Origin of the sequence: Streptomyces sp. NBC_00353, assembly GCF_036108815.1 — a bacterium.
Classification (GTDB): Bacteria; Actinomycetota; Actinomycetes; order Streptomycetales; family Streptomycetaceae; genus Streptomyces.
Genome location: NZ_CP107985.1, coordinates 5,075,577 through 5,098,521, shown reverse-complemented (window position 1 = coordinate 5,098,521; position 22,945 = coordinate 5,075,577). Strand labels below are relative to the sequence as shown.

Annotated in this window: 22 protein-coding genes; 17 read left to right on the top strand and 5 right to left on the bottom strand. The window is 71.2% G+C overall.

Annotation, left to right across the window (positions count from 1 at the left end; translation table 11 throughout):
- The first annotated feature begins 214 nt into the window (after positions 1 to 214).
- The 7 genes from OHA88_RS23020 to OHA88_RS22990 all read left to right on the top strand — a co-directional run bounded on the left by OHA88_RS23020 (position 215) and on the right by OHA88_RS22990 (position 7,347).
- Entirely contained in the window at positions 215 to 736 is a 522-nt protein-coding gene (locus OHA88_RS23020) for a DUF2617 family protein (protein ID WP_267003675.1), read from the top strand.
- An 83-nt stretch (positions 737 to 819) separates the two neighbouring features.
- The gene (locus tag OHA88_RS23015) at positions 820 to 2,421 is read left to right on the top strand and encodes a polyamine aminopropyltransferase (protein WP_328626887.1); all 1,602 of its coding nucleotides are present in this window, start codon (positions 820 to 822) and stop codon (positions 2,419 to 2,421) included.
- Positions 2,422 to 2,509: 88 nt separating this feature from the next.
- A complete protein-coding gene (locus OHA88_RS23010; RefSeq protein ID WP_328626886.1) occupies positions 2,510 to 3,463 on the top strand; it encodes an SRPBCC domain-containing protein in 954 nt (317 codons plus the stop codon).
- 21 nt (positions 3,464 to 3,484) lie between these two features.
- Positions 3,485 to 4,282 (top strand): aldose epimerase family protein, encoded by a 798-nt coding sequence (locus OHA88_RS23005; RefSeq protein ID WP_328626885.1) that lies wholly within the window; start codon positions 3,485 to 3,487, stop codon positions 4,280 to 4,282.
- 40 nt (positions 4,283 to 4,322) lie between these two features.
- Positions 4,323 to 4,862, top strand: coding sequence for an orotate phosphoribosyltransferase (pyrE, locus tag OHA88_RS23000; protein ID WP_267003667.1), 540 nt, complete (start codon positions 4,323 to 4,325; stop codon positions 4,860 to 4,862).
- Positions 4,863 to 5,075: 213 nt separating this feature from the next.
- Positions 5,076 to 6,098, top strand: a complete 1,023-nt coding sequence (fbaA, locus tag OHA88_RS22995) for a class II fructose-bisphosphate aldolase (protein WP_326604963.1) — start codon at positions 5,076 to 5,078, stop codon at positions 6,096 to 6,098.
- A 58-nt stretch (positions 6,099 to 6,156) separates the two neighbouring features.
- On the top strand, positions 6,157 to 7,347 hold the full coding sequence (locus OHA88_RS22990) for a MalY/PatB family protein (protein ID WP_328626884.1): 1,191 nt from the start codon (positions 6,157 to 6,159) through the stop codon (positions 7,345 to 7,347).
- A 58-nt stretch (positions 7,348 to 7,405) separates the two neighbouring features.
- On the opposite strand, the gene OHA88_RS22985 is transcribed toward OHA88_RS22990, so the two are convergent.
- Positions 7,406 to 8,056: a hypothetical protein gene (locus tag OHA88_RS22985; RefSeq protein WP_328626883.1), complete on the bottom strand. Its 651-nt coding sequence runs from the start codon at positions 8,054 to 8,056 to the stop codon at positions 7,406 to 7,408.
- Positions 8,057 to 8,192: 136 nt separating this feature from the next.
- Here OHA88_RS22985 and OHA88_RS22980 point away from each other — a divergent pair, with 136 nt between their 5' ends.
- The 8 genes from OHA88_RS22980 (at position 8,193) to OHA88_RS22945 (ending at position 16,789) form a co-directional block, all read left to right on the top strand.
- Positions 8,193 to 9,710, top strand: coding sequence for an MFS transporter (locus tag OHA88_RS22980; protein ID WP_328626882.1), 1,518 nt, complete (start codon positions 8,193 to 8,195; stop codon positions 9,708 to 9,710).
- A 57-nt stretch (positions 9,711 to 9,767) separates the two neighbouring features.
- Positions 9,768 to 10,181, top strand: coding sequence for a DUF3151 domain-containing protein (locus OHA88_RS22975; RefSeq protein WP_030977723.1), 414 nt, complete (start codon positions 9,768 to 9,770; stop codon positions 10,179 to 10,181).
- 160 nt (positions 10,182 to 10,341) lie between these two features.
- On the top strand, positions 10,342 to 11,190 hold the full coding sequence (locus OHA88_RS22970) for a tryptophan 2,3-dioxygenase family protein (RefSeq protein ID WP_267003656.1): 849 nt from the start codon (positions 10,342 to 10,344) through the stop codon (positions 11,188 to 11,190).
- Positions 11,183 to 12,421, top strand: coding sequence for a kynureninase (kynU, locus tag OHA88_RS22965; protein ID WP_328626881.1), 1,239 nt, complete (start codon positions 11,183 to 11,185; stop codon positions 12,419 to 12,421). Before OHA88_RS22970 ends, kynU begins: the two co-directional genes overlap by 8 nt.
- Before the next feature lie 109 nt (positions 12,422 to 12,530).
- Positions 12,531 to 13,406, top strand: a complete 876-nt coding sequence (locus OHA88_RS22960; protein ID WP_326814762.1) for an alpha/beta hydrolase family protein — start codon at positions 12,531 to 12,533, stop codon at positions 13,404 to 13,406.
- Between the two features lie 131 nt (positions 13,407 to 13,537).
- Complete coding sequence (locus tag OHA88_RS22955) at positions 13,538 to 14,863, top strand: histidine kinase (RefSeq protein WP_328626880.1); 1,326 nt, start codon at positions 13,538 to 13,540, stop codon at positions 14,861 to 14,863.
- Positions 14,860 to 15,522: a response regulator transcription factor gene (locus OHA88_RS22950; RefSeq protein WP_328626879.1), complete on the top strand. Its 663-nt coding sequence runs from the start codon at positions 14,860 to 14,862 to the stop codon at positions 15,520 to 15,522. Before OHA88_RS22955 ends, OHA88_RS22950 begins: the two co-directional genes overlap by 4 nt.
- A 37-nt stretch (positions 15,523 to 15,559) precedes the next feature.
- On the top strand, positions 15,560 to 16,789 hold the full coding sequence (locus tag OHA88_RS22945) for a cytochrome P450 (protein WP_328626878.1): 1,230 nt from the start codon (positions 15,560 to 15,562) through the stop codon (positions 16,787 to 16,789).
- A 236-nt stretch (positions 16,790 to 17,025) separates the two neighbouring features.
- Here the strand turns inward: OHA88_RS22945 and OHA88_RS22940 are convergent, their stop codons facing one another.
- Positions 17,026 to 18,627: an ABC transporter permease gene (locus OHA88_RS22940; protein ID WP_328626877.1), complete on the bottom strand. Its 1,602-nt coding sequence runs from the start codon at positions 18,625 to 18,627 to the stop codon at positions 17,026 to 17,028.
- Positions 18,624 to 19,547 (bottom strand): ABC transporter ATP-binding protein, encoded by a 924-nt coding sequence (locus OHA88_RS22935; RefSeq protein ID WP_328626876.1) that lies wholly within the window; start codon positions 19,545 to 19,547, stop codon positions 18,624 to 18,626. Before OHA88_RS22935 ends, OHA88_RS22940 begins: the two co-directional genes overlap by 4 nt.
- A 113-nt stretch (positions 19,548 to 19,660) precedes the next feature.
- Between OHA88_RS22935 and OHA88_RS22930 the strand changes: the two genes are divergently transcribed.
- Entirely contained in the window at positions 19,661 to 20,194 is a 534-nt protein-coding gene (locus OHA88_RS22930; protein WP_267003642.1) for a GbsR/MarR family transcriptional regulator, read from the top strand.
- Between the two features lie 45 nt (positions 20,195 to 20,239).
- Here OHA88_RS22930 and OHA88_RS22925 read toward each other — a convergent pair whose 3' ends face one another.
- Together OHA88_RS22925 and OHA88_RS22920 are read right to left on the bottom strand one after the other, a co-directional pair.
- Complete coding sequence (locus OHA88_RS22925; RefSeq protein WP_267003640.1) at positions 20,240 to 20,512, bottom strand: DUF1876 domain-containing protein; 273 nt, start codon at positions 20,510 to 20,512, stop codon at positions 20,240 to 20,242.
- 78 nt (positions 20,513 to 20,590) lie between these two features.
- Positions 20,591 to 21,448, bottom strand: coding sequence for a diacylglycerol kinase (locus OHA88_RS22920; protein ID WP_328626875.1), 858 nt, complete (start codon positions 21,446 to 21,448; stop codon positions 20,591 to 20,593).
- 186 nt (positions 21,449 to 21,634) lie between these two features.
- Here OHA88_RS22920 and OHA88_RS22915 point away from each other — a divergent pair, with 186 nt between their 5' ends.
- On the top strand, positions 21,635 to 22,918 hold the full coding sequence (locus OHA88_RS22915) for an adenylosuccinate synthase (RefSeq protein WP_267003636.1): 1,284 nt from the start codon (positions 21,635 to 21,637) through the stop codon (positions 22,916 to 22,918).
- Positions 22,919 to 22,945: the final 27 nt, after the last annotated feature.

The window sequence follows — 22,945 nt, the reverse complement described above, 5'->3', positions numbered from 1 at the left end:
AACACCTGAACCGTAGGGCCCCCGAGGGGATGGAAACCACGGCAAGTTGGGCAAAAATGCTGTGGATCGTCGCACTTCGTGATTCCCTCGTTGGAGAGAACATCCAGCCCTCGGACCCCAGTTGGACCTGATCGGGCGCTCCCCACCTCCCACGTATGTCGCCACGGGGGCGTCCCCTGTCCATGTGTCCACGCGTGTTTTGCGGAGCCGACCCATGCTCACGACCCTCCAGACGGCCTATTCCGACACCCGTGCTGCCGACCTGGCCTGGGCGCTGGGGCGTGAACCGCTCCCCGCCCTGGCCGTGCTCGATCTCCAGCTCGGCGGTGCCCAACTGCAACTGCGCCTGCTCGGCGCCTCCCATCAGGTGCTTCTCGAGGAGGACGGCGGCAGCTGCTCCGAGACGGTGGCCTGTATCCCCGGCAGCAGCACACCGCTGCCGCTCGGAGTCGCCAAACGGCTCGGGGAGTGGGAGTACGAATTCGCGGCGCGTGTCGAGACGCTCTCCGCGGACTCCTTCGCGGGGCGTGCGCAGGAACTCCTCGCGCTGGTGACCGACCATCCGCAGGGCCTCGCCGGGACGTTTCCCGGCAGTCCGCACGCCTTCACCGCCATGCTCGCGCAGCGGACGGAAGGCCAGGTGCGGTGGCGCACCTGGCATGCGTACCCGCAGGAGGGTCAGCTGGTGGTGACCCGCACCCGCGTGGGCGTGCGGATGCCGGCGGTGGCTCACTGATTGTCCAAACTCCGTTGGGCATGCGGCACTTGCACCCGTGTGGGTGACAGGTGGCGACGCCGTCGTGACGTAGCGTTCGCACCATGATCGACCAGCAGGTGTCGCTGCGAGGGGGCGCGGCGCGAATCCCCGTGCGGCCGCGGACCGGCCGGCTCCTCGTGCTGGCCGCCGTGTTCGTCTGCGCCGCCTGCGGACTGGTGTACGAGCTCGAACTGGTCGCGGTCGCTTCCTACTTGATCGGAGACTCCGTCACCCAGGCCTCCGTCGTGCTGTCCGTGATGGTCTTCGCGATGGGCATCGGCTCGCTGCTCGCGAAACGGTTGCGCAGCCACGCGGCAGTGGGCTTCGGGCTGATCGAGGCGGGGCTCGCACTGATCGGTGGCTCCTCCGCGCTCGTGCTGTACGCGTCGTTCGCCTGGATCGGGGAGTCCCGGTTCGCGCTGGTCGGGTTCTCGCTCGCGATAGGCGTCCTCATCGGTGCGGAGATCCCGTTGCTGATGACCCTGATCCAGCGCGTCGACCGGCAGGACGCGGGCGGGACGGTCGCGGACCTGTTCGCCGCCGACTATGTGGGGGCGCTCGTCGGCGGACTGGCGTTCCCCTTCCTGCTGCTGCCGGTCCTCGGCCAGCTCACCGGGGCGCTGCTCACCGGCATGGTCAACGCGGCAGCGGGCGGGGCGCTGGTGCTGTGGGTGTTCCGCCGGGACCTCACCCCGCGCTCGCGGTGGCTGCTGATCCTCGTCAATGTGTCGGTGATCGCCCTGCTGGCCACCGCCACGGTCCTGGCCGACGACTTCGAGCGGGCGGCGCGGCGCGCGGTGTACGGGGACGAGGTGCGGGTCGCTGTGCAGACCGATGTGCAGGAGGTGGTCCTCACCGGGACGGGCCGCAGCTCCCTGGACCTCTATCTGGACGGGCGGCTGCGGGTCAGCGCCCGGGACGAGTACCGGTACCACGAGGCGCTGGTCCACCCGGCGATGGACGGGCGCCACGCGCGGGTGCTGATCCTGGGCGGCGGCGACGGTCTGGCCGCACGCGAGGTGCTGCGCTACCCGGACGTACGGAGCGTCACGCTCGTCGAGATCGACCCCGGCGTCACCCGACTGGCCCGTACGGACCCGGCGCTCTCCGCGCTGAACGCGCACGCGTACCGCGACCCGCGGCTGACGGCCGTGACGGCGGACGCGTTCAACTGGCTGCGGGCGGGGCACGGCGGCTACGACGTGGTGATCTCCGATCTGCCCGACCCCGGCATCACGGCGAGCACGAAGCTGTACTCCGCGGAGTTCTACGGCCTGATCGCCGAGGCCCTGGCCCCGGGCGGCCGCCTGGTGGTGCACGGGGGGCCGCCGGACACCCGGCCGCGTACGTTCTGGACGGTCGAGGCATCCGTACGGGCGGCGGGCCTGAGCACCCGCCCGTACGGCATCAGCGGCCGCCGCACCGGCTGCGCGGCGGACCCGGACCGCACGACGGACCGAGCGAAGGCCCCGCACGGCTGGGGCTTCGTCCTCGCCCGCCCGGGGCCGCGAGCCCCGGCGCTGGGCCTGTCCCCCCGGGCACCGAAGCTCCGCTCCCTGACGGAAGGGGTACTGGCGGGCGCGGCCCGGTACGCGCAGCGGGGGCGGCTGCCGGAGCAGGCGCCGTCGACGCTGGTGCACCCGCGGTACTGGGAGGAGCCGTGAGGGGGCGGGGGAGGTCTTGGGTGCTGAGTGCCGCTTCCGGGTGCGGAAGCGCTGACGGGGCGGCCGGGCCTGAGTAGGCTCGGTTTCCATGGAGCATGAGGTGTTCGTTCCGGTTCCGGTCCCGTCCCTTCGGCGGACGCTGGGCGATCCTGCCCGGGTCGCGCGCTGTGTACCGGGCCTCCAGCAGGACGCCGACGCGTCCGCGGGCCCCCTGTCCGGCCGGCTCAAGATCCGGATCGGTAGCCACACGATCACATACCGCGGCACGCTGACTTCGGCCGCGCTGCCGGACGGGGCCGGGATCTCTGTGGAGGGCGAGGGCGTCGAGGCGCGGGGCAGCGGCTCGGCGAAGCTCGCACTGACGATCCGCCTGACGGAGACGGACGGCGGTACGACGATCGGCTTCACGGGCACGGCGGGCGGCGAGGGCCGCATCGTGGAACTGGAACACGAGGCGACGCTCACGGCGGCCCACCGGCTGCTGGACCGCTTCACGCAGCAGCTGGTGACGGAGACGCTGGCGTCCCACGGACCGGCTGCCGACGGATCGGCGGGCGAGTCCGACGGGCCGGCCGGGGCGGTCGTGGACCTGGCCGTCGACGAAGCCGTGGACCGGGCGATCGAGGAGGCCGCGGAGACGGCGGACGAGACGACGGTGGGGGAGTTCCCCGAGGCTGCCCCCGAGGGCGGTTCCGAAGAGTCCCCCGAGAACGGGCCCGCTCAGGACGGTGCCGCCGGCTCGCTGCCCGGTACCGGTTCGGTATTCGACGCGCCCGTCCCCCCGCCGTCGCTCGACCCCGTCGCGGACATGGAGTTCACCGTCCCCGACGAACCGCCCGCCGAGGCCGCGCACGCCCGGCGGACGATGATCGGGCGCAGTGCCGAGGAGGTCGACCACGCGCCGCCGCGCGGGCGCTACGCCCCCGTGCCGTCGCCCGACTCGACCACCGCGGGCGCCACCCTGCGCTGGGTGGCCCCGGCGGCCGCCCTCGCGCTCGCCTCCGCGGTCGTGGTGGGCCGGGCGCTGCGGCGCCGGAGGTAGCGGCGCCAGTAGTGTCGTCGTGTGAGCAGTAGCGAGAAGAACGTCCGGCTGTCCGTCGGCGACACCGAGTTGACCGTAAACCCCGCCAACGGCTGCCGGATCAGCAGCCTCCGGATCGGCGGTACCGAGCTGCTGCGGCAGGGGGAGCGGTACGGCTGCTTCCCGATGGTGCCGTGGTGCGGGCGGACCGGGTACGGCCACTTCCTCAACGGCGATGTGCCTCATCAGCTGCCTCTGAGCTCTCCGCCGCACGCCATTCACGGCACCGGCCGCGACACGGCCTGGCGCACCGCCAAGGCGGGCGAGTCCCAGGCCGCGTTCTACTACGACCTCGCCGAGCCGTGGCCGTATCCGGGCCGGGTGACCCAGACCTTCGAACTGGCCGAGGACTCACTCACGGTCGCGTTCGGCATCGAGACGTACGGGGACTCGTTCCCGGCGCAGGCGGGCTGGCACCCGTGGTTCCTGCGGAACCTCGGCACCGGCGGCGACGTACAGATCGCTTTCGACGCCGCCTGGCAGGAGGAGCGGGGCGAGGACCATCTGCCGACCGGTCGCCGGATCCCGGTCATGCCCGGCCCGTGGGACGACTGCTTCGGGATGCCCGACGGGGTCGACGTGACGCTCACCTGGCCGGAGCAAATGGAGTTGAAGGTGAAGAGCCGGGCCGAGTGGGTCGTCGTCTACGACGAACAGGCCGAGGCGGTCTGCGTGGAGCCGCAGTCGGGCCCGCCGAACGGACTGAACACCGCGCCCCGGTATGTGACCCCGATCGAGCCGCTGGAGATCGCGACGACCTGGAGCTGGCGCAGGCTCTGAGCCGGACACGCCCTCCGGGACAGCCCTTAAGCTCGTAGCCATGACTGACGTACGCGCTGAGCTGCTCCAGCAGATCAAGGACAAGGCCGTGGTGCACGGCAAGGTGACCCTCTCCTCGGGTCTGGAAGCCGACTGGTACATCGACCTGCGTCGCATCACGCTGGACGGCACGGCCGCTCCGATGGTCGGTCAGGTCATGCTCGACGAGACCGCCGAGCTGGACTACGACTGCGTGGGCGGGCTGACGCTGGGCGCCGACCCGGTGGCCACGTCGATGCTGCACGCCTCCGCCGCGCGCGGGAAGACCCTGGACGCGTTCGTCGTCCGCAAGGCGCAGAAGGCGCACGGCATGCAGCGCCGGATCGAGGGCACGGACGTGAAGGGCCGCCGTTGTCTGGTGGTCGAGGACACCTCGACCACCGGCGGTTCGCCGCTGACGGCCGTCGAGGCGGTGCGTGAGGCCGGTGGCGAAGTCGTCGCCGTCGCCACGATCGTGGAGCGGGGTGCCGCTCCGGCCATTGCCGAGGCCGGTCTCCCGTACGTCCACGCCTATACGGTGGCGGACCTCGACCTGGCCTGATCGCTGGCCTGACCTGCGATTTTCTTCGAGGGTGGACGGTTTCACGTGAAACCGTCCGCCCTTGTCGTATGCCTTCAGTTCCCCGGCCGGAACGTTGAGGGAGTACGCCGGGTGGAGCCGAAGCGAGAGTCTGGGAAGATGGGGTCGACGATGACGTCGCCCCCAGGTCAGGGAACCAGCAACGCACACCCGCACATCCCAAGGAGCGGACAGATGCCCATCGCAACCCCCGAGGTCTACGCCGAGATGCTCGACCGGGCGAAGGCAGGCAAGTTCGCCTACCCGGCCATCAATGTGACGTCGACCCAGACCCTGCACGCTGCACTGCGCGGCTTCGCGGAGGCGGAGAGCGACGGCATCGTCCAGATCTCCACCGGTGGGGCGGAGTTCCTGGGCGGCCAGCACAACAAGGACATGGTCACGGGCGCCGTCGCCCTCGCCGAGTTCGCGCACATCGTCGCCGCCAAGTACGACGTCACGGTCGCGCTGCACACCGACCACTGCCCCAAGGACAAGCTGGACGGTTACGTACGTCCGCTGCTCGACATCTCCGCGGAGCGCGTCGCCAAGGGCCTGAACCCGCTGTTCCAGTCCCACATGTGGGACGGTTCGGCCGAGACCCTCGCCGACAACCTGGCCATCGGCCAGGAGCTGCTGGCCAAGGCCGCCGCCGCCAAGATCATCCTCGAGGTCGAGATCACCCCGACCGGTGGCGAGGAGGACGGCGTCACCCACGAGATCAACGACGAGCTGTACACGACCGTCGACGACGCGCTGCGTACCGCCGAGGCGCTCGGCCTGGGCGAGAAGGGCCGCTACCTGCTGGCCGCCTCCTTCGGCAACGTGCACGGCGTCTACAAGCCGGGCAACGTCGTGCTCCGTCCCGAGCTCCTCAAGGACCTCCAGGAGGGCGTCGGCGCCAAGTACGGCAAGTCGTCCCCGTTCGACTTCGTCTTCCACGGCGGCTCCGGCTCCACCGAGCAGGAGATCGCCACCGCGCTGGAGAACGGCGTGGTGAAGATGAACCTCGACACCGACACCCAGTACGCCTTCACCCGCCCGATCGTGGACCACGTGTTCCGCAACTACGACGGCGTGCTGAAGGTCGACGGCGAGGTCGGCAACAAGAAGGTCTACGACCCGCGCAGCTGGGGCAAGTCCGCCGAGGCGGGCATGGCCAAGCGCGTCACGGAGGCCTGCGCCAACCTGCGGTCCACCGGCACCAAGCTGAAGTAGTAGTAGGTACGAACGGCGGCCGTGGGCCCGGTACTCCCTGGGGTGCCGGGCCCACGGCATGTCCGAGAACGAGCACGAGGAGCCCACTGTGCAAGCGAACGCGCGCTATGACTTCGACACCGTCATCGACCGCAGGGGCACCTGGTGTGTCCAGTGGGACGGGGTCGCCGACCGGTTCGGTGTCGACGGGCTGCTCCCGTTCACCATCTCCGACATGGACTTCGAGACGGCCCCCGAGGTCCTGACCGCACTGCGGACCCGCCTCGACCACGGCGTGCTCGGCTACACCAGCTGGCAGCACGACGACTTCAGGTCGGCGATCGCGCACTGGTACGAGACCCGGTACGGCACCGAGCTGGACACCGGCCGGCTGGTGTACGGCCCGTCCGTGCTCAGCCAGTTCTCGCAGCTCCTCCAGATGTGGACGGCCGAGGGCGACGGCGTGGTGGTCCACACCCCCACGTACGACGGCTTCCGCAAGGCGATCACCGGCCTCGGCCGCGAGCTGCGGGGCGTGCCGGTGGGGGACACCGGGGCGCTGGAACGGGAACTGGCGCGCCCCGACGCGAAGGTGCTGGTGCTCTGCTCGCCGCACAACCCGACGGGCCGGGTGTGGACGGAGCCCGAACTGGTCGACATGGCCGCTCTGGCCGCGCTCCACGGGGTCGCGGTGATCAGCGACGAGATCCATGCGGACTTCGTGCACGACGGCCACCGGCATGTGCCGTGGACGCGGGTGGCGGGTGACGCCCGCTGGGCGGTGATCTCGTCCGCGTCCAAGTCCTTCAACTTCCCGGCGCTGACCGGCTCGTACGGCATCATCGGCGATCCGGCCGACCGGACGGAGTTCCTGCGCCGCATGGAGACGGCGGAGGGCCTGGCCTCCCCGGCGGTGCTGTCGCTCACCGCGCACATAGCCGCGTACCGGCAGGGCGGGCCGTGGCTGGACGCGGTACGCGCGTACGTGGCCGGGAACATGGCCCTGGTCGCGGAACGCCTGAACGCGGCGTTCCCCGAACTGTCCTGGCAGCCCCCGCAGGCCGGCTATCTGGCGTGGATCGATCTGCGCCCCCTGGGTGTGGACGACGAGGCGCTGCAGCGGGTGCTGATCGAGCGCGAGAAGGTCGCGATCATGCCGGGTGCGGTGTACGGGGCCGAGGGGTTCCTGCGGCTCAACGTGGGGTGCCCGCGGAGCAAGGTCGAAGCGGGCGTGGAGGCGCTGGTGCGGGCGCTGAAGGCCGTGAGGTAGCGGACGACTGCCCGCCCGGCGGCGAAGGGTGAACGCGTTCCCTGCCGGGCGCCGTGCGTCAGCCGAGCGGGGAGGCGTGTCCCGGCCGGCAACCGGAGGGGACGCTGTTTCCGCTGATGTCGAAGTCCCCGCAGGTGAGAAAGACGTGGTTCAACTGGCCGAGCCCGTAGGCGAGCACGCCGACGGCCACGACGACGCCGATGACCGTCCTTCGCTCGCGCCCGGAGAGCTCCGACTCCCCGAAGAGCAGGAGGTGCAGGAGCACCCAGACCAGCAGCGGGGTGCCGACGATGCTGAGGATGCCGCCCGCCAGGAAGAGCGTCTTGTCCGGCCAGCCGTTGTGGCGGGGCACCACGGCGGCGATGACGAGCCACACACTGGGCAGGGCCAGACAGGCCCAGTACATCCAGCCGTGCCGCGGTCCGCGTTCGCGCATCAGCAGGGCGGTCAGCATCACGGCGGTCGACACGGCCCAGAGGGTGAGCAGTTGGTAGTAGAAGACGACGTTGTAGGCGCCCAGCGTGAAGGCGGGCTCCCAGATCGCCAGCGCTCCGCCGCCGGCGATCACGGCGGTCCTCGGTACCACCTGGCCGATGGCGGCGCTGCGGCTGCGGTGGGGGCCGGGACCCGTGCCTGCGCCCGCATCTGCGCCCCTTCCGGCACCCGCGCCTGAACCCGCGCCTGCGGAGCGGGTCTCGTCGTCATCCATGGAATCCATCTCCGGAACCGGGACATTTCCGCACACATTACTCAGGGCTCACGCGCTGCGGGCGCGGGCGCGGGCGACGGGCGGGCCGGCCGGACCTGGACTGGCCGGAGCGCTCCGTAGCGGCGATGCTGCTCGCATGGGTGAGACACCGGCCGGCGAGATCCGTGCTGCCTCCGCACCCGGGCGCTGGGTCGTCCTGACCACCGTCCTCGGGTCCAGCATGGCCCTGCTCGACTCCACCGTCATCAACGTCGCCCTGCCCCGCATCGGCAAGGACCTCGGCACCGACCTGGCCGCCCTTCAGTGGACCGTCAACGCCTACATGCTGACGCTCGCCGGGCTGATCCTTCTCGGTGGGGCGCTCGGGGACCGTTACGGGCGGCGGCGGGTCTTCGTCGTGGGAGTGATCTGGTTCGCCACTGCCTCGTTACTGTGCGGCGTTGCGCCGAATGCCGCCGTTCTGATCGGTGCCCGCGCCCTCCAGGGAGTGGGCGGGGCGCTCCTCACCCCCGGGTCGCTGGCGTTGATCCAGGCAAGTTTTCATCCGGACGACCGGGCGCGCGCGGTCGGGCTGTGGTCGGGGTTCGGTGGGGTGGGGGCCGCCATCGGGCCGTTCGTCGGGGGATGGCTCGTCGACGGCCCCGGGTGGCGGTGGGTGTTTCTGATCAATGTGCCGGTGGCCGCCGTCTGCGTGCCGGTCGCGCTGCGTCACGTACCCGAGTCGCGTAACCCGCACGCACACGGCCGCTTCGATGTCCTGGGGGCCGTGCTCGGCGCGCTCGCCCTCGCCCTGGTGACCTATGCGCTGATCGAGGCGCCCGGCCAGGGGGCGTCCGCCGCGGTGATCGGGGCGGCCGTGGGCGGGATCCTGCTCGGGGTGGCATTCGTGCAGGTGGAGCGGCGGCGGGCGAACCCCATGCTGCCGCCGTCGGTGTTCGGGTCCCGGCAGTTCACCGCGGTCAATATCGTCACGCTCTGTGTGTACGCGGCGCTCGGTGGCTACTTCTTCCTCTCCGCCATCCAGCTCCAGGTCGTGGCGGGGTACTCCGCCCTCGGCGCCGGGACCGCCCTCCTTCCGACCACTGTGCTGATGCTGCTGTTCTCCGCCTCGTCGGGCGAGCTGGGGCAGCGGATCGGGCCCCGTATCCCGCTCACTGTCGGGCCGCTGTTCGCCGCCGCCGGGATGCTGCTCATGCTGCGGGTGGGGCCCGGCGACGCCACCGTCTCCGCGTACGTGCAGCACGTGCTGCCCGCCGTCGCCGTACTCGGCCTCGGCCTGGTCACCGTGGTGGCGCCGCTCACCTCGACCGTCCTCGCCTCCGTCGACACCGCCCGGGCCGGGCTGGCCAGCGGGATCAACAACGCCGCCGCCCGCGCCGCAGGCCTGATCGCCGTGGCCGCGCTGCCGCTGCTCGCCGGGATGGGCCCGGAGGCGTACCGCGACGCCGGGCAGTTCGCAGCGGCCTTCAAGCGGGCCATGCCGATGTGTGCCGGCCTGATGGTGCTGGGCTCGGTGATCGCCTGGGCGACCGTACGGACACCGCCCGCGGTCCGGAAGAGCAAGGCACGTCCCGAATGCACCGTGCACTGCGCTGTCGCGGCGCCTCCCCTGGAGCCCGCTCGGGACGAGAACGGGGACCCGGGCCGGACCTGACCGATCCGAGGACGCCCGGCTACCCCCGACGCGCATGTGCCAGGCACACTTGAACCCATGTCCATCCACGAGAACCTGCTCGGGGGACCTCCCCCGACCCACCTGCCCGACGACCCCGAGCCGCGCGAGCTCCTCGCGAACGGCACGGCCCCCGCCGATGTCGCCGCGAAGTACCCGACCTCTTCGCTGGCCTGGGCGCAGCTCGCCGACGAGGCGTTCGAGGGCGGCCGTGTCATCGAGTCGTACGCCTACGCCCGCACCGGCTACCACCGTGGCCTCGACGCACTGCGCAGGGCCGGCTGGAAGGGCCACGGGCCCGTTCCGTTCGAGCACGAGCCGAACCGCGGCTTCCTGCGCGCCCTGCACGCCCTCGCGCGCGCCGCCCAGTCGATCGGTGAGCAGGAGGAGTACGAGCGCTGCTCGACGTTCCTCCGCGACTCGTCGCCGACCGCCGCCGAGATCCTGGGTTAGGACCTCCGGGACGGTGATCCGGGCCCCGCAGACGTACCGCCGTCTGCGGGGCCTGCACGTTTCCCCGGGGTCCGCTTAGGATGCGGGCAGGGGACCGGAGCTCCATCACCTCACGGAAGGGGCGGACCGCTACCCGGAAGCTCGTGTCGAGGAGACAGCGATGTCGACGATCCACCCCGACCCCGAAGCCACCGGTGCGGACACCCCGCACCTGGACTTCGCGGGAACGACTCCGTACGAGGACTACGTCCAGGCGGATGTCCTGACCCACCTCCAGCACCTGCGCTCCGACGACCCGGGCGAGATGGTCTTCCTGGTCACCACCCAGGTCATGGAGCTGTGGTTCACGGTCATCGTCCATGAGTGGGAGACCGCGGCGCACGCCCTGCGTGAGGACCGGCTGCCGGTCGCGCGCGATGCGCTGAAGCGGTCGGTACGGGAACTGGAGGCGCTCAACGCGTCCTGGACGCCGCTCGCCCAGCTCACCCCCGCCCAGTTCAACTCCTACCGCGCCGCACTCGGCGAGGGCTCCGGCTTCCAGTCGGCGATGTACCGGCGGATGGAGTTCCTGCTCGGCGACAAGTCCGCGTCCATGCTCGTACCGCACCGGGGCGCGCCCCGCGTCCACGCCGAGCTGGAGAAGGCGCTCGCCGAGCCGAGCCTGTACGACGAGGTGCTCGCCCTGCTCGCCCGGCGCGGCCACCGGGTGCCGCAGTCCGTGCTCGGCCGCGACCTGACGCAGAAGTACGAGCCGTCCCCCGAGGTCGAGGCCGTCTGGACGGAGATCTACTCCGACCCCGAGCGGTACGACGAGCTCGTCCGGCTCGGCGAGGCGCTCACCGACGTCGGCGAACTGGTGTGGCGCTGGCGCAACGACCACCTCGTCGCCACCCGGCGCGCGATGGGATCGAAGACCGGTACCGGCGGCTCCGCCGGGGTCGCGTGGCTGGAGAAGCGGGCCACGAAGAACGTGTTCCCCGAGCTCTGGACGGCGCGCAGCCATGTCTGAGACCTTTGCCGCGCGGGCCGCGGCACTCGACACCGCCGACGAACTCGCGGATCTGCGCAAGCTGTTCACCCTCGACGACGGTGTGTACCTCGACGGAAACTCGCTCGGCGCGCTGCCGCGACACGTACCCGCCCGGGTGCAGGAGGTCCTCACCCGCGAGTGGGGCGAGCTGCGCATCCGGTCCTGGGACGAGAGCGGTTGGTGGACCGCGCCCGAGCGGATCGGCGACCGGATCGCCCCGCTCGTCGGGGCGGCCGCCGGACAGATCGTCGTCGGCGATTCGACGAGCGTGAACGTCTTCAAGGCCGTCGTCGCCGCGAGCCGGCTGGCGCCGGAGGGGCGCGACGAGATCCTGGTCGACGCGACGACCTTTCCCACGGACGGGTACATAGCCGAGTCCGCCGCCCGGATGACCGGGCACCGGCTCGTCCCCGTCGCACCCGGTGACGTACCCGGCGCGGTCGGGCCCCGTACCGCGGTCGTCCTGCTCAACCACGTCGACTTCCGCACCGGCCGGCTGCACGACCTGCCCGGCCTCACCGCGACCGTGCACGCGGCGGGCGGCCTCGCCGTCTGGGACCTGTGCCACAGCGCGGGCGCGCTGCCCGTGGGCCTGGACGCGCACGGCGTGGACCTGGCGGTCGGCTGTACGTACAAGTACCTGAACGGCGGGCCCGGTTCGCCCGCGTACCTGTACGTCGCCGAGCGGCATCAGGCGGCCTTCGACTCGCCGCTGCCGGGGTGGACGTCGCACGCCGACCCGTTCGCGATGGATCCCGGGTACGCGCCCGCGGACGGTTCCGTACGCGGCCGGGTCGGAACCCCCGACATCCTGTCCATGCTGGCGCTCGAAGCGGCGCTGGACGTGTGGGACGGGGTGCCGGTCGAGGCGGTACGGGCCAAGTCGCTGGCCCTGACGGACTTCTTCCTGGAGTGCGTCGGGGCGTATGTGCCGGAGGGTGTGGTCGTTCCGGTCACGCCGCAGGCCCATGTGGAGCGCGGCAGCCAGGTGTCGTTGCGGTGCGTGGACGCGGGCATCACCGAGCCGGTGATGCGTGCGCTGATCGCGCGGGGCGTGGTCGGGGACCTGCGGCGGCCGGATGTGCTGCGGTTCGGGTTCACGCCGCTGTACGTGGGGTTCGCGGATGTGGAGCGGGCTGCGCGGGTGCTGGGTGAGGTGCTGAGCGAGGTGTCGGGCGGGGCGCTCGACGGGGTGCTCGGCGAGGTGTGACGCCTGCCGCGTCCCCACGGTGAATCCCCGTGGGGACGCGGAACCGCGTGCTGATACCGTCCCCGCTGGTCAGGCCAGTTGGGCACCTCTGTCGGATGGTTGGAGCAGCATGTCGGATTCCGCCGCGCGTGATCGGGACGCAGTCGAGACCGAGTCGGCCTTCTCGCATCCGGCCGTCGCCCCCGACGCCTCGGCCGCCTACGGCGACCATCCCGACCAGGTGATCGACTTCTACGCCCCGCGCGACGGGCGGGCCGGGGCGCCCGTCGTGGTCGTCCTGCACGGTGGTGCGTGGCGGGGGCCGTACGACCGGCTCCATGTGACGCCGTTCGCGGACTTCCTGGCCCGGCGCGGTTTCGCCGTCGCCAACGTCGAGTACCGGCGCGGCAGCGAGCTCCCGCAGCAGCGGGGTTCCGGTCCGGTCGCCGGCCGTTGGCCGGAGACGTTCGACGATGTCGCCGCGGCGATGGACGCGCTGCCCGGGCTGCTGGCCGTCGCGCTTCCGGAGGCCGATGCGCGACGGGTCGTCGTCACCGGGCACTCCGCGGGCGGTCAGCTGGCGCTGTGGGCCGCGGCCCGGCACGTACTGCCGCAGGGGTCACCATGGCGGCTTGCCGCGGCGCCGCCGCTGCGCGGGGTCGTCGCCCTCGCGCCGATCGCCGACTTCGGCACGGCGGTGGAGCTGGATGTCTGCTCCGGCGCGGTGGGGCAACTCCTGGGGAGGGAAGAGGACTTCGCCGCGCGGAGCCCGTACGCCGATCCGGCCGCGCTGCTGCCGACCGGTATCGCCACCGCGGTCGTACAGGGACGCACCGATCTGACCGTGCCGCACGCGGTCGCCGAGGCGTTCGTGGACGCGGCGGCCAAGGCGGGCGAGACGGTGGGGCTGACGCTGCTGGAGGAGGTCGGGCACTTCCCGTTGATCGATCCGGCGGCGGACGCGTGCGCGGTGGTGGCGGAGGAGATCGCCCAGCTGGCGTGGTGAAGGGGGCGCCGAGGGCACCCGGCGGTCGCATTTGTCAGTGATTTCCCGGGTCCAGTAGTCCTTGCGATGGACGCCGCAGGATCCGTATCACTGCTGACGACGTGGTGCGCCCGGCCGCCTACCTTGGGAGCGTGACCGAGACCACCAAGACCAGAAGCCCCGAGTTCCGGCTGGCCGCAGGGGCGATAGGCGGCCTGCGGCAGGACCTCTTCCACGATGCGTTCGCCTACCGTCCGCTGGCGCCCATGCGGACCGACGGGGCGCTGACCCGGCGGCTGTCCGAGCGGATGCGCGCGCGGGCCGCCCGGACGCCGCACGCGCTGGTCGGGCTGGCCGCGCTGATCACGGCCCTCATAGGCATAGGCATCGGCTCGGCGGACGGCTCCGGGATCTGGTCCGGGATCGAGATCATCCTGACCGGGCTGCTCCCGGCGCTGACCGTCGTGATGACGCTGTTCCGGCCGGTCGGCGCGTTCTGGATGTCGATGGCGCTCACTCCGGTGACAGCCGTGATCACCGGTGGCGACTGGCCGTGGGTGCCGAGCATGTTCCTCTCGCACCTGGTGGTGCTCGTCGTGGTCGCGGCCCGGACCCGGCCGCGTACCGCCGCCTGGATGTGGGTCCTGACCGTGGTGCTCGGTACCTTCCTGGAGAACTTCGGCTGGCACTACTCGTCGACCACCGGGCCGATGGCCGTGGCCTCCGCGTTCGCCCTGCTCGTGGTGACCGTCGTGCAGACCCGCCGGGAGGCGGAGCGCGAGGTGACCGTGCAGCGCACCGTCACCGCCGTGGAACGCGACCGGCGCACGCTGCTGGAGGAGCGCACCACCATCGCCCGCGAGCTGCACGACGTGGTCGCCCACCACATGTCGGTCGTCGCGATCCAGGCCGAGGCCGCCCCGTACCGGGTGGAGAACCCGCCGCCCGAGCTGGAGCAGGCCTTCGTCACCATCCGGGAGAACGCCGTCGCCGCCCTCACCGAACTGCGCCGGGTCCTCGGTGTCGTGCGGGCCGAGGACTACGAGGCGCCGGACGCCCCGCAGCCCACCCTCGCCGAGCTGGACGGACTGCTCGCCAACGTGGCGGACGCGGGCCTGGCGGTGGAGAAGACCGTCACCGGAGCGGTACGCGAACTGCCGCAGGGCGTCGAGCTGTCGGCGTACCGGATCATCCAGGAAGCCCTCAGCAACACGTTGCGGCACGCGCCCGGCGCCGCCGCCAAGGTCGAGATCGGCTATGTGCTCGGCGGGCTCGGGCTGCGGGTCGTCAACGGGCCGCCGACCGGTCCGGTGAAGCCCTCGCCGGGCGCCGGTCACGGCATCACGGGGATGCGGGAGCGGGTCGCCATGCTGAACGGCGAGATGACCGCCGGGACGACGGCGGACGGCGGGTACGAGATCGTCGTGTTCATCCCCGTACCCCTGGCCCAGGAACCGACGCAGAGCGAGACCTCATGAACGACATCCGTGTCCTGATCGTCGACGACCAGATGATGGTCCGTGAGGGCTTCTCGGTGCTCCTGGGGGCGATGCCGGGCATCGAGGTCGTCGGCGAGGCCGTCGACGGCCGGCAGGCCATCGCCCAGGCCGCCGCGCTGCGGCCCGACGTGGTGCTGATGGACATCCGGATGCCGGAGCTCAACGGCATCGAGGCGACCCGTGAGATCGTCGCGAACGACGCGGCCGCCAAGGTGCTCGTGCTGACCACGTTCGACCTCGACGAGTACGTGTACCAGGCGCTGCGCGCCGGGGCGTCCGGGTTTCTGCTGAAGGACGCCTCCGCCCGCCAGCTCGCCGACGGGGTACGGGTGGTGGCGGCCGGGGAGGCGCTGCTGGCACCGACCGTCACGAAGCGGCTGATCACCGAGTTCTCCCGGCTCGCCGGGGCCCCGCGGACGCCCGCGCTCGCCCGGATCGGCGATCTGACGGAGCGCGAGACGGAAGTGCTCGTCCTCATCGCGCAGGGCCTGTCGAACGCGGAGATCGCCTCGCACCTGGTGGTCGCCGAGTCCACCATCAAGACGCATGTGAGCCGCATCCTGGTGAAGCTGGGGCTGCGGGACCGTACGCAGGCGGCGGTGTTCGCGTACGAGGCGCGGCTGGTCACCCCGGCCTGAGCCGCCGCACCGGCGGGCGGGCGGCTAGCGTCCTTCCATGCACCCGTCTCCCCAGCCCGAGTCCGCCGCTTCGTTCGATCCCTGGTCGCCGGCGTTCGTCGCCGACCCGTACCCCGCCTACGCCGCGCTGCGGGCCACCGGCAGGGTGCACCGGTTCGAGCCCACGGACCAGTGGCTCGTCCCGCACCACGCCGATGTGTCGGCGCTGCTGCGGGACCGGCGCCTGGGCCGCACCTATCTGCACCGCTTCACCCACGAGGAGTTCGGCCGCACGCCCCCGCCCGCCGCGTACGAGCCCTTCACCACCCTCAACGGGCAGGGGCTCCTCGATCTGGAGGCCCCCGACCACACCCGGATCCGGCGCCTGGTCTCCAAGGCATTCACCCCGCGTACGGTGGAGCGGCTCGTCCCGACGGTGCGGCGGCTGGCCGCCGAGCTGGTCGACAGCTTCGTCGAGGCGGGCGGCGGCGACCTGCTCACCGCGGTCGCCGAACCGCTGCCCGTCGCCGTCATCGCCGAGATGCTGGGCATCCCCGCGTCCGACCGCGCTCCGCTGCGGCCCTGGTCGGCGGCGATCTGCGGGATGTTCGAACTGAACCCGTCCGAGGAGACCGCGAGCGCCGCCGTTCGCGCCTCGGTGGAATTCTCCGCCTATCTGCGGGAGCTGATCGCGGAGCGCCGCAAGAACCCCGGTACGGATCTGATCTCCGCGCTCATCGCCGCGCACGACGAGGGGGAGCGGCTGAGCGAGCAGGAGATGGTCTCCACCTGCGTGCTGCTGCTGAACGCGGGACACGAGGCGACGGTCAACACCACCGTCAACGGCTGGTGGACGCTGTTGCGCCATCCCGAGCAGCTGGCGGCCCTGCGCGCCGACCACGGGCTGCTGCCCACGGCCGTGGAGGAGTTGCTGCGGTACGACACTCCGTTGCAGATGTTCGAGCGCTGGGTCCTCGACGACATCGAGATCGACGGCACGGTCATCCCGCGCGGCTCGGAGGTGGCCCTGCTCTTCGGCTCCGCCAACCGCGACCCGGCCCGCTTCACGGACCCGGAGACGCTGGACCTGTCCCGGCGGGAGAATCCGCACGTCTCGTTCGGCGCCGGCATCCACTTCTGCCTGGGCGCGCCGCTGGCCCGGGTCGAACTCTCGGCTTCCTTCAGCGAGTTGCTGCGCCGGGCGCCCGGGATGCGGCTGGCGGCCGAGCCGGAGTGGAACCCGGGTTACGTGATCAGGGGCGTGAAGGAGCTGCGCGTGGAGCTGTGACGGGAAGCCGCCGAACGCCGCTCAGCACCCCGGGCCGCTCGCGAGGCGCGGTCCGTCCAGGACGTCGAAGGCGACACCGAAGGCGGTGAGCGCACGGCGCAGGGCCCGGCCGCACGTGCCTCGCGGGAGGAGCGGCCCGCCCCGGGAAGAGTTCTGCCCCTCCGGGGGCCGGCCGCATGGAGGTCCGGCCGTGCACGCGGTTCAGCCGGACTCGGTCCGACCGGCCGGACCGTTGCTCAGGTCAGGAGGTCGCGTCGCCGCAGCGCCGCCAGTCCCGCGCCCGTCAGCGCCACCGCCATCGCGGTGAGCAGCAGCACCGGAGCCCACTGCATCTCGGTGCCCGGCAGCTTCGGCAGATGACCGAAGGGCGACAGGTTCATCACTGACCGGGGCAGGTCGAGCGCCGGGCCGATCCAGCCGATCAGCAGGCACGCTCCCACCACACCCCACGCCGCCGGAGCCGCTTTGGGAAGCGCTCCGTACAGCAGGACCGCCAGACCGCCGAGGAGCCAGATCGCGGGCACCTGGACCAGCGACGCCCCGAGCACCGCGCCGAACTCGTCGCCGTATCCGACGGCCAGACCGAGCCCGCCGACCAGCATGATGGCCACCGCGCCGCCGAACGCGATCACCAGGTGCCCGGCTGCCCACCGCAACCGCCCCAGGCGGTTCGCGAGCAGCGGTTCGGCGCGCTGCGAGGTTTCCTCACTGTGCAGGCGGAGGATCGATGCCACCACATACAACGCGGCCATCATCCCCAGCATCCCGACCATCGTGGCCAGGAAGGCCTGGGTCATGCCCTCCTGTCCGCCCATCCGCGCGAAGATCTCCTTGGCCTGCTCGTTGTCACCCACCAGGTCGGCCGCACCCTCGGCCATGCCACCGAAGACGACGCCCGCGACGGCGAAGCCCGCGGTCCAGCCGAGCAGCGTGCCGCGCTGCAGCCGCCGGGCCAGGCCACCCGCGGTGGCGAGTCGGCCCTCGGCCGGGCCCGGACGGGCCGGGAGGAAGCCCATGCCGATGTCGCGCCGCCCGGCCAGTGTGTACGCGGCCGCGGCCTGAGCCGCGACTGCCGCCACGAAAAGCAGCAGCACCCACCAGCGCTCGCCGGCGTACGGTCGCATGTTCTCGGCCCAGCCGATCGGCGACAGCCAGGTCAGTACGGACGACCCGTCGTTCGCGCCGGAGTCTCCGGCCGCCCGCAGCAGGAAGGCGAGGCCGAGCACGCCGCCCGTCATCCCCTTGGCGAGCCGCGCGCTCTCGGTGAGCTGCGCGACGATCGCCGCCATCGTCGCGAAGAGCATTCCGGTAGCGCCGACGGCGAGCCCGAGTGCCAGCGCTCCTGTTCCGCCCTGTCCGGCGAGGCCGCCCGTGATGAACAGCGTGACCAGCGCGTTGGCGGCCAGGGCGGTGAGCAACGCCGATGTCAGGGGGGCGCGCCGCCCCACCATTGCTGAGGAGAGCAGTTCCTGACGGCCCGTCTCCTCCTCCTCGCGGGTGTGCCGGATGACGATGATCAGGCTCATCACGGCGGCCAGTGTGGCGGCGAGGACGCCGAACCGCCAGGCCACCAGACCTCCGATCGAGTCGCCGAAGACCGGTCCGTACATGGAGCGCAAGGAGCTGTTCGCGCTCATGGACGCGGCGACCTCGGCGCGGGCGGCCGGAGTGTCGTAGAGCTGCTCGATCGACGAGCCGCCGCTGACGACCATCAGGGTGAGCACGAGGACCCACACCGGAAGCATGATGCGGTCCCGGCGCAGAGCGAGCCTGAACAGCGGGGTGATTCCCGTGAGTTGCCCGGCACCGCCGCGGCGTACCGCGAGTTCCGCGGTCATCGCGACATCGCCTCTTCCGGGACCGTGGCCGCATCGTCCTGGTAGTGCCGGAGGAACAGCTCCTCCAGGGTGGGCGGGGTGCTGGTCAGCGACCGTACGCCCGAGGTGGTGAGCGAACGCAGCACGGCGTCGAGCTTGTCGGTGTCCACCTGCAGCCGTACCCGCCTGCCCTGGACGTCGAGGTCATGGACGCCGGGCAACTGGGCGAGCCCGTTCGGTGCGGCGGCCAGTTCGGCGGTGACGCTGGTACGGGTCAGGTGGCGCAGGTCCGCGAGGGACCCGGTCTCGACCGTGACGCCCTTGCGGATGATGCTGACGCGATCGCAGAGTGTCTCGATCTCGCTCAGGATGTGCGAGGAGAGCAGTACGGTCTGGCCGCGTTCGCGGGCGGCCTCCCGCACGCAGTCCGTGAAGACCTCCTCCATCAGCGGGTCGAGCCCGGAGGTCGGCTCGTCCAGGATCAGCAGGTCGACGTCGGATGCGAGTGCGGCGACCAGGGCGACCTTCTGGCGGTTGCCCTTGGAGTACGTCCGCCCCTTCTTGGTGGGGTCCAGCTCGAACCGTTCGATGAGGTCGGCGCGCCGCTGCTTGTCGAGGCCGCCGCCGCGCAGCCGCCCGTACAGGTCGATCACCTCGCCGCCGGAGAGGTTGCGCCACAGGGTGACGTCACCGGGGACGTACGCCACCCGGCGGTGCAGCTCGACCGCGTCCTTCCACGGGTCCCGGCCGAGCAGCTGGGCGGCGCCGGAGTCTGCCCGCAGCAGGCCCAGCAGAACCCGGATGGTGGTGGACTTCCCGGAACCGTTGGGCCCGAGGAAGCCATGGACCTCACCGGTCTCGACCGCGAGGTCGAGGCCGTCCAGTGCGTGCGTCCGCCCGAACGACTTGTGCAGTCCGGCCACGGTGATTGCCTTCGTCATGTTTCTGAACGTACGCTACTTTCACAAAGTTGTGAAGTTAAGGAAGCATATAAAGTCAAGGTGTGGTCCGGGGCCGGGGGACCCGCCGGAATTCCAGGGGAGACGATGGGGCGATGAGCAGCGAAACCGGCGCAGACGGACGTGCGCACGAACCCGGGAGCGAACCCGAGCAGGGCCGCGACGAGGAGGCCGTGTCGCGGTTCGTGGAGCGTTTCGCGGCCGATATGACCGAGGCGGGCATGCAGCGGATGGCGTCCCGCGTCTTCGCCGCGCTGCTGGCGGACGACGACGGCTCCATGACCTCGGCGGAGCTCAGCGAACAGCTGCAGATCAGCCCGGCGGCGGTGTCCGGGGCGATCAACTACCTCACCCAGGTCAGCATGGTCGGCCGCGAGCGCGACCCCGGCTCGCGCCGGGACCGCTACCGCCTGCACAACGAGATCTGGTACGCCACCTTCGCCAGCCGCGACCGGGTCCTGACCCGCTGGGAGCACACCCTCAGAGAAGGCGCACGCACCCTGGGCCAGGACACGCCTGCCGGTGCGCGGCTCACGGAGACGGCGGAGTTCTTCGAGTTCCTGCAGACGGAGCTGATCGGCCTGATGGACCGCTGGCGCGACTACCGCAAGAAATTGGACCTCTCGTAACGGAACGGCTGGGGACGGGCGCCGGCCCCTGAGCCCCGGGGCGGCTCAGGCCAGCGGGTGCGACGTCCGGCCGGACGCCTCGTCGATCTCGTCGTGCGCCTTGGTCAGCAGGTTCATCGCGAGTTCGTTCATCGCTCTGGCTCCTGCGATCTCCTCGCCGACCCTCGGCTGCTGGGAGTCGGAAGGGTGGCGGCTGGCGTACCCGTGCGCACGTACCTCGTTGCCATCAGGGAGTCGTACGAGGGCGGCGGCGCGGGTGCGGCGGTTGTCCTCCTCGAATTCCAGCTCGATGTGCCATCCGACAGCGGTCTTCATCATGACCATCACCTCCGGGACCTGTTACCAGAGTGCGCCCGTTCCCGCGCCCGCGCACGGCCGGCCCCGCGACGCGTGGAGCTATCCCTCGGCCACCGGGAGCATCAGTCCCCACGCGCCCGCCCGCACCGTCCAGGTCCGCGTCCGGACCGGGCCGGCGATCCGGGTGTCCGCCCGGTAGCGGAAGTCCGCGCCGGAGACCGTGACCGCCTTGGCCTCCGCCGTCAGAGTTTCGCCCTTCGCGGTGTGGACGACCACGTCCGCGAGGCCTCCGCCGCCGCCCTGCGAGGTCACCGTCACCGATTCGACCGGGCTGTCCAGATCGTTCAGCACCACCCCGTCCGTCTCGACCCGCAGCCGATGGGTGCGTGGTGTGGCGGGTGAGGTGGGCGGGGCGGGGCGGACCAGTGTGCGCACCAGGGAGCGACAGGTGTCCCAGACCGCCGTGACGCCCGTGTGCGCGGCCGCCGAGCCCGGCGCCGTGGGCAGGGCGGGGATGTGCAGGGCGCCCAGGACGACGCCGTCGCTGTCGTCGACCAGCAGGTCGAGCCGGCGTACGGCACCGTCCAGCGCCGCCCGCGCCGCGGCCACCGTGCCCATGGGCACGCCGAGCGAATGCGCGAGTTCCAGCATTGCCGCCGGGCCCACCGGAACCAGTGCGAGCGCCTCACCGGTCAGCTCCCTGTCCCGGTGCAGCAGCGTCACGGCGCGCAGCAGTGTCCGGTCGTCGCCGACGACCACCGGACGCCGACTGCCCCGGCGGGACAAGGCCCGCGCGAATTCCTCCGGCCCGTCCGGGAGGCAGATTTTTGCGTGCGAACCTGCGCTCAGCACGTCCTTCGCGATACGGACGGACTCGCCGTCCGTCCGGCGGGCGACCGGGTCGATCACCACCAGCAGTTGGTGCGCACCGTTGCCGGGGGGCTGGGCAGCCGACACCTCGGTCCTTCCTCGGGTAGCATCTTGGTGCAAGAGCCCCTTGCGCTATTGCGCCAGGGGCTTCGTCTATTCCGGGGCACCCGGTTCGACGGTTCAGGCTTCGTCGTACATCGTCGTACGGCATGTACGACGTTTACGTACGCCCCCTGACCTTGGACATGCCCCGCCCGGAAGGGGTGTACGCCTGTGCCCGCACTTGTGCTGCTCGGTGCTCAGTGGGGTGACGAGGGCAAGGGAAAGGCCACCGACCTCCTCGGTGGATCCGTGGACTATGTGGTGCGTTACCAGGGCGGCAACAATGCCGGCCACACGGTGGTCGTCGGTGACCAGAAGTACGCACTTCATCTCCTCCCCTCCGGAATCCTTTCACCGGGGTGTACCCCGGTCATCGGTAACGGTGTCGTCGTCGACCCGGCCGTCCTGCTCTCCGAGCTGAGTGGGCTGAACGACCGCGGCGTGGACACGTCCAAGCTGCTGATCAGCGGTAACGCTCATTTGATCACCCCGTACAACGTCACGATCGACAAGGTGACGGAACGGTTCCTCGGGAAGCGCAAGATCGGCACGACCGGCCGCGGCATCGGCCCGACGTACGCCGACAAGATCAACCGGGTCGGCATCCGCGTCCAGGACCTCTACGACGAGTCGATCCTGGAGCAGAAGGTCGAAGCTGCGCTGGAGCAGAAGAACCAGCTCCTCGCCAAGGTCTTCAACCGGCGCGCCATCGAGGCCGGGAAGATCGTCGAGGAGATGCTCCAGTACGCGGATCAGATCAAGCCGTACGTCGCCGACACCACGCTGATCCTGAACGACGCCATCGACGCGGGCAAGGTCGTCCTCTTCGAGGGCGGTCAGGGCACGCTGCTCGACGTCGACCACGGCACGTACCCCTTCGTCACCTCTTCGAACCCGACCGCGGGCGGCGCCTGCACCGGTTCCGGCGTGGGCCCGACGAAGATCAGCAGGGTCATCGGCATCCTCAAGGCGTACACCACGCGCGTCGGCGCCGGCCCGTTCCCGACGGAGCTGCTCGACGAGGACGGCGAGGCGCTGCGCCGGATCGGTGGCGAGCGCGGTGTCACCACCGGCCGTGACCGCCGCTGCGGCTGGTTCGACGCGGTGATCGCGCGGTACGCGACCCGGGTCAACGGTCTCACCGACTTCTTCCTCACCAAGCTGGACGTGCTGACCGGCTGGGAGCAGATCCCGGTGTGCGTCGCGTACGAGATCGACGGCAAGCGGGTCGAGGAACTCCCGTACAGCCAGAGCGACTTCCACCACGCGAAGCCGGTCTACGAGATGCTGCCGGGCTGGTCCGAGGACATCACGAAGGCCAAGACCTTCAGCGATCTGCCGAAGAACGCGCAGGCGTACGTGAAGGCGCTGGAGGACATGTCCGGCGCCCCGATCTCCGCGATCGGTGTCGGCCCCGGCCGTACCGAGACCATCGAGATCAACTCGTTCCTGTAGGACGGGACAACGCGAGGGGGCCGGGGC

Excerpts from the sequence above, each read along its gene's own strand:
- fbaA (WP_326604963.1), top strand. The coding sequence starts at position 5,076 with ATGCCCATCGCAACCCCCGAGGTCTACGCCGAGATGCTCGACCGGGCG.
- OHA88_RS22925 (WP_267003640.1), bottom strand. The coding sequence starts at position 20,512 with ATGATGAAGACCGCTGTCGGATGGCACATCGAGCTGGAATTCGAGGAG.
- OHA88_RS22930 (WP_267003642.1), top strand. The coding sequence starts at position 19,661 with ATGAGCAGCGAAACCGGCGCAGACGGACGTGCGCACGAACCCGGGAGC.
- OHA88_RS22945 (WP_328626878.1), top strand. The coding sequence starts at position 15,560 with ATGCACCCGTCTCCCCAGCCCGAGTCCGCCGCTTCGTTCGATCCCTGG.
- OHA88_RS22975 (WP_030977723.1), top strand. The coding sequence starts at position 9,768 with ATGTCCATCCACGAGAACCTGCTCGGGGGACCTCCCCCGACCCACCTG.
- OHA88_RS22980 (WP_328626882.1), top strand. The coding sequence starts at position 8,193 with ATGGGTGAGACACCGGCCGGCGAGATCCGTGCTGCCTCCGCACCCGGG.
- pyrE (WP_267003667.1), top strand. The coding sequence starts at position 4,323 with ATGACTGACGTACGCGCTGAGCTGCTCCAGCAGATCAAGGACAAGGCC.
- OHA88_RS22990 (WP_328626884.1), top strand. The coding sequence starts at position 6,157 with ATGTCCGAGAACGAGCACGAGGAGCCCACTGTGCAAGCGAACGCGCGC.
- kynU (WP_328626881.1), top strand. The coding sequence starts at position 11,183 with ATGTCTGAGACCTTTGCCGCGCGGGCCGCGGCACTCGACACCGCCGAC.
- OHA88_RS22935 (WP_328626876.1), bottom strand. The coding sequence starts at position 19,547 with ATGACGAAGGCAATCACCGTGGCCGGACTGCACAAGTCGTTCGGGCGG.
- OHA88_RS23020 (WP_267003675.1), top strand. The coding sequence starts at position 215 with ATGCTCACGACCCTCCAGACGGCCTATTCCGACACCCGTGCTGCCGAC.
- OHA88_RS22985 (WP_328626883.1), bottom strand. The coding sequence starts at position 8,056 with ATGGATGACGACGAGACCCGCTCCGCAGGCGCGGGTTCAGGCGCGGGT.
- OHA88_RS22940 (WP_328626877.1), bottom strand. The coding sequence starts at position 18,627 with ATGACCGCGGAACTCGCGGTACGCCGCGGCGGTGCCGGGCAACTCACG.
- OHA88_RS23015 (WP_328626887.1), top strand. The coding sequence starts at position 820 with ATGATCGACCAGCAGGTGTCGCTGCGAGGGGGCGCGGCGCGAATCCCC.
- OHA88_RS22950 (WP_328626879.1), top strand. The coding sequence starts at position 14,860 with ATGAACGACATCCGTGTCCTGATCGTCGACGACCAGATGATGGTCCGT.
- OHA88_RS22960 (WP_326814762.1), top strand. The coding sequence starts at position 12,531 with ATGTCGGATTCCGCCGCGCGTGATCGGGACGCAGTCGAGACCGAGTCG.
- OHA88_RS23010 (WP_328626886.1), top strand. The coding sequence starts at position 2,510 with ATGGAGCATGAGGTGTTCGTTCCGGTTCCGGTCCCGTCCCTTCGGCGG.
- OHA88_RS22970 (WP_267003656.1), top strand. The coding sequence starts at position 10,342 with ATGTCGACGATCCACCCCGACCCCGAAGCCACCGGTGCGGACACCCCG.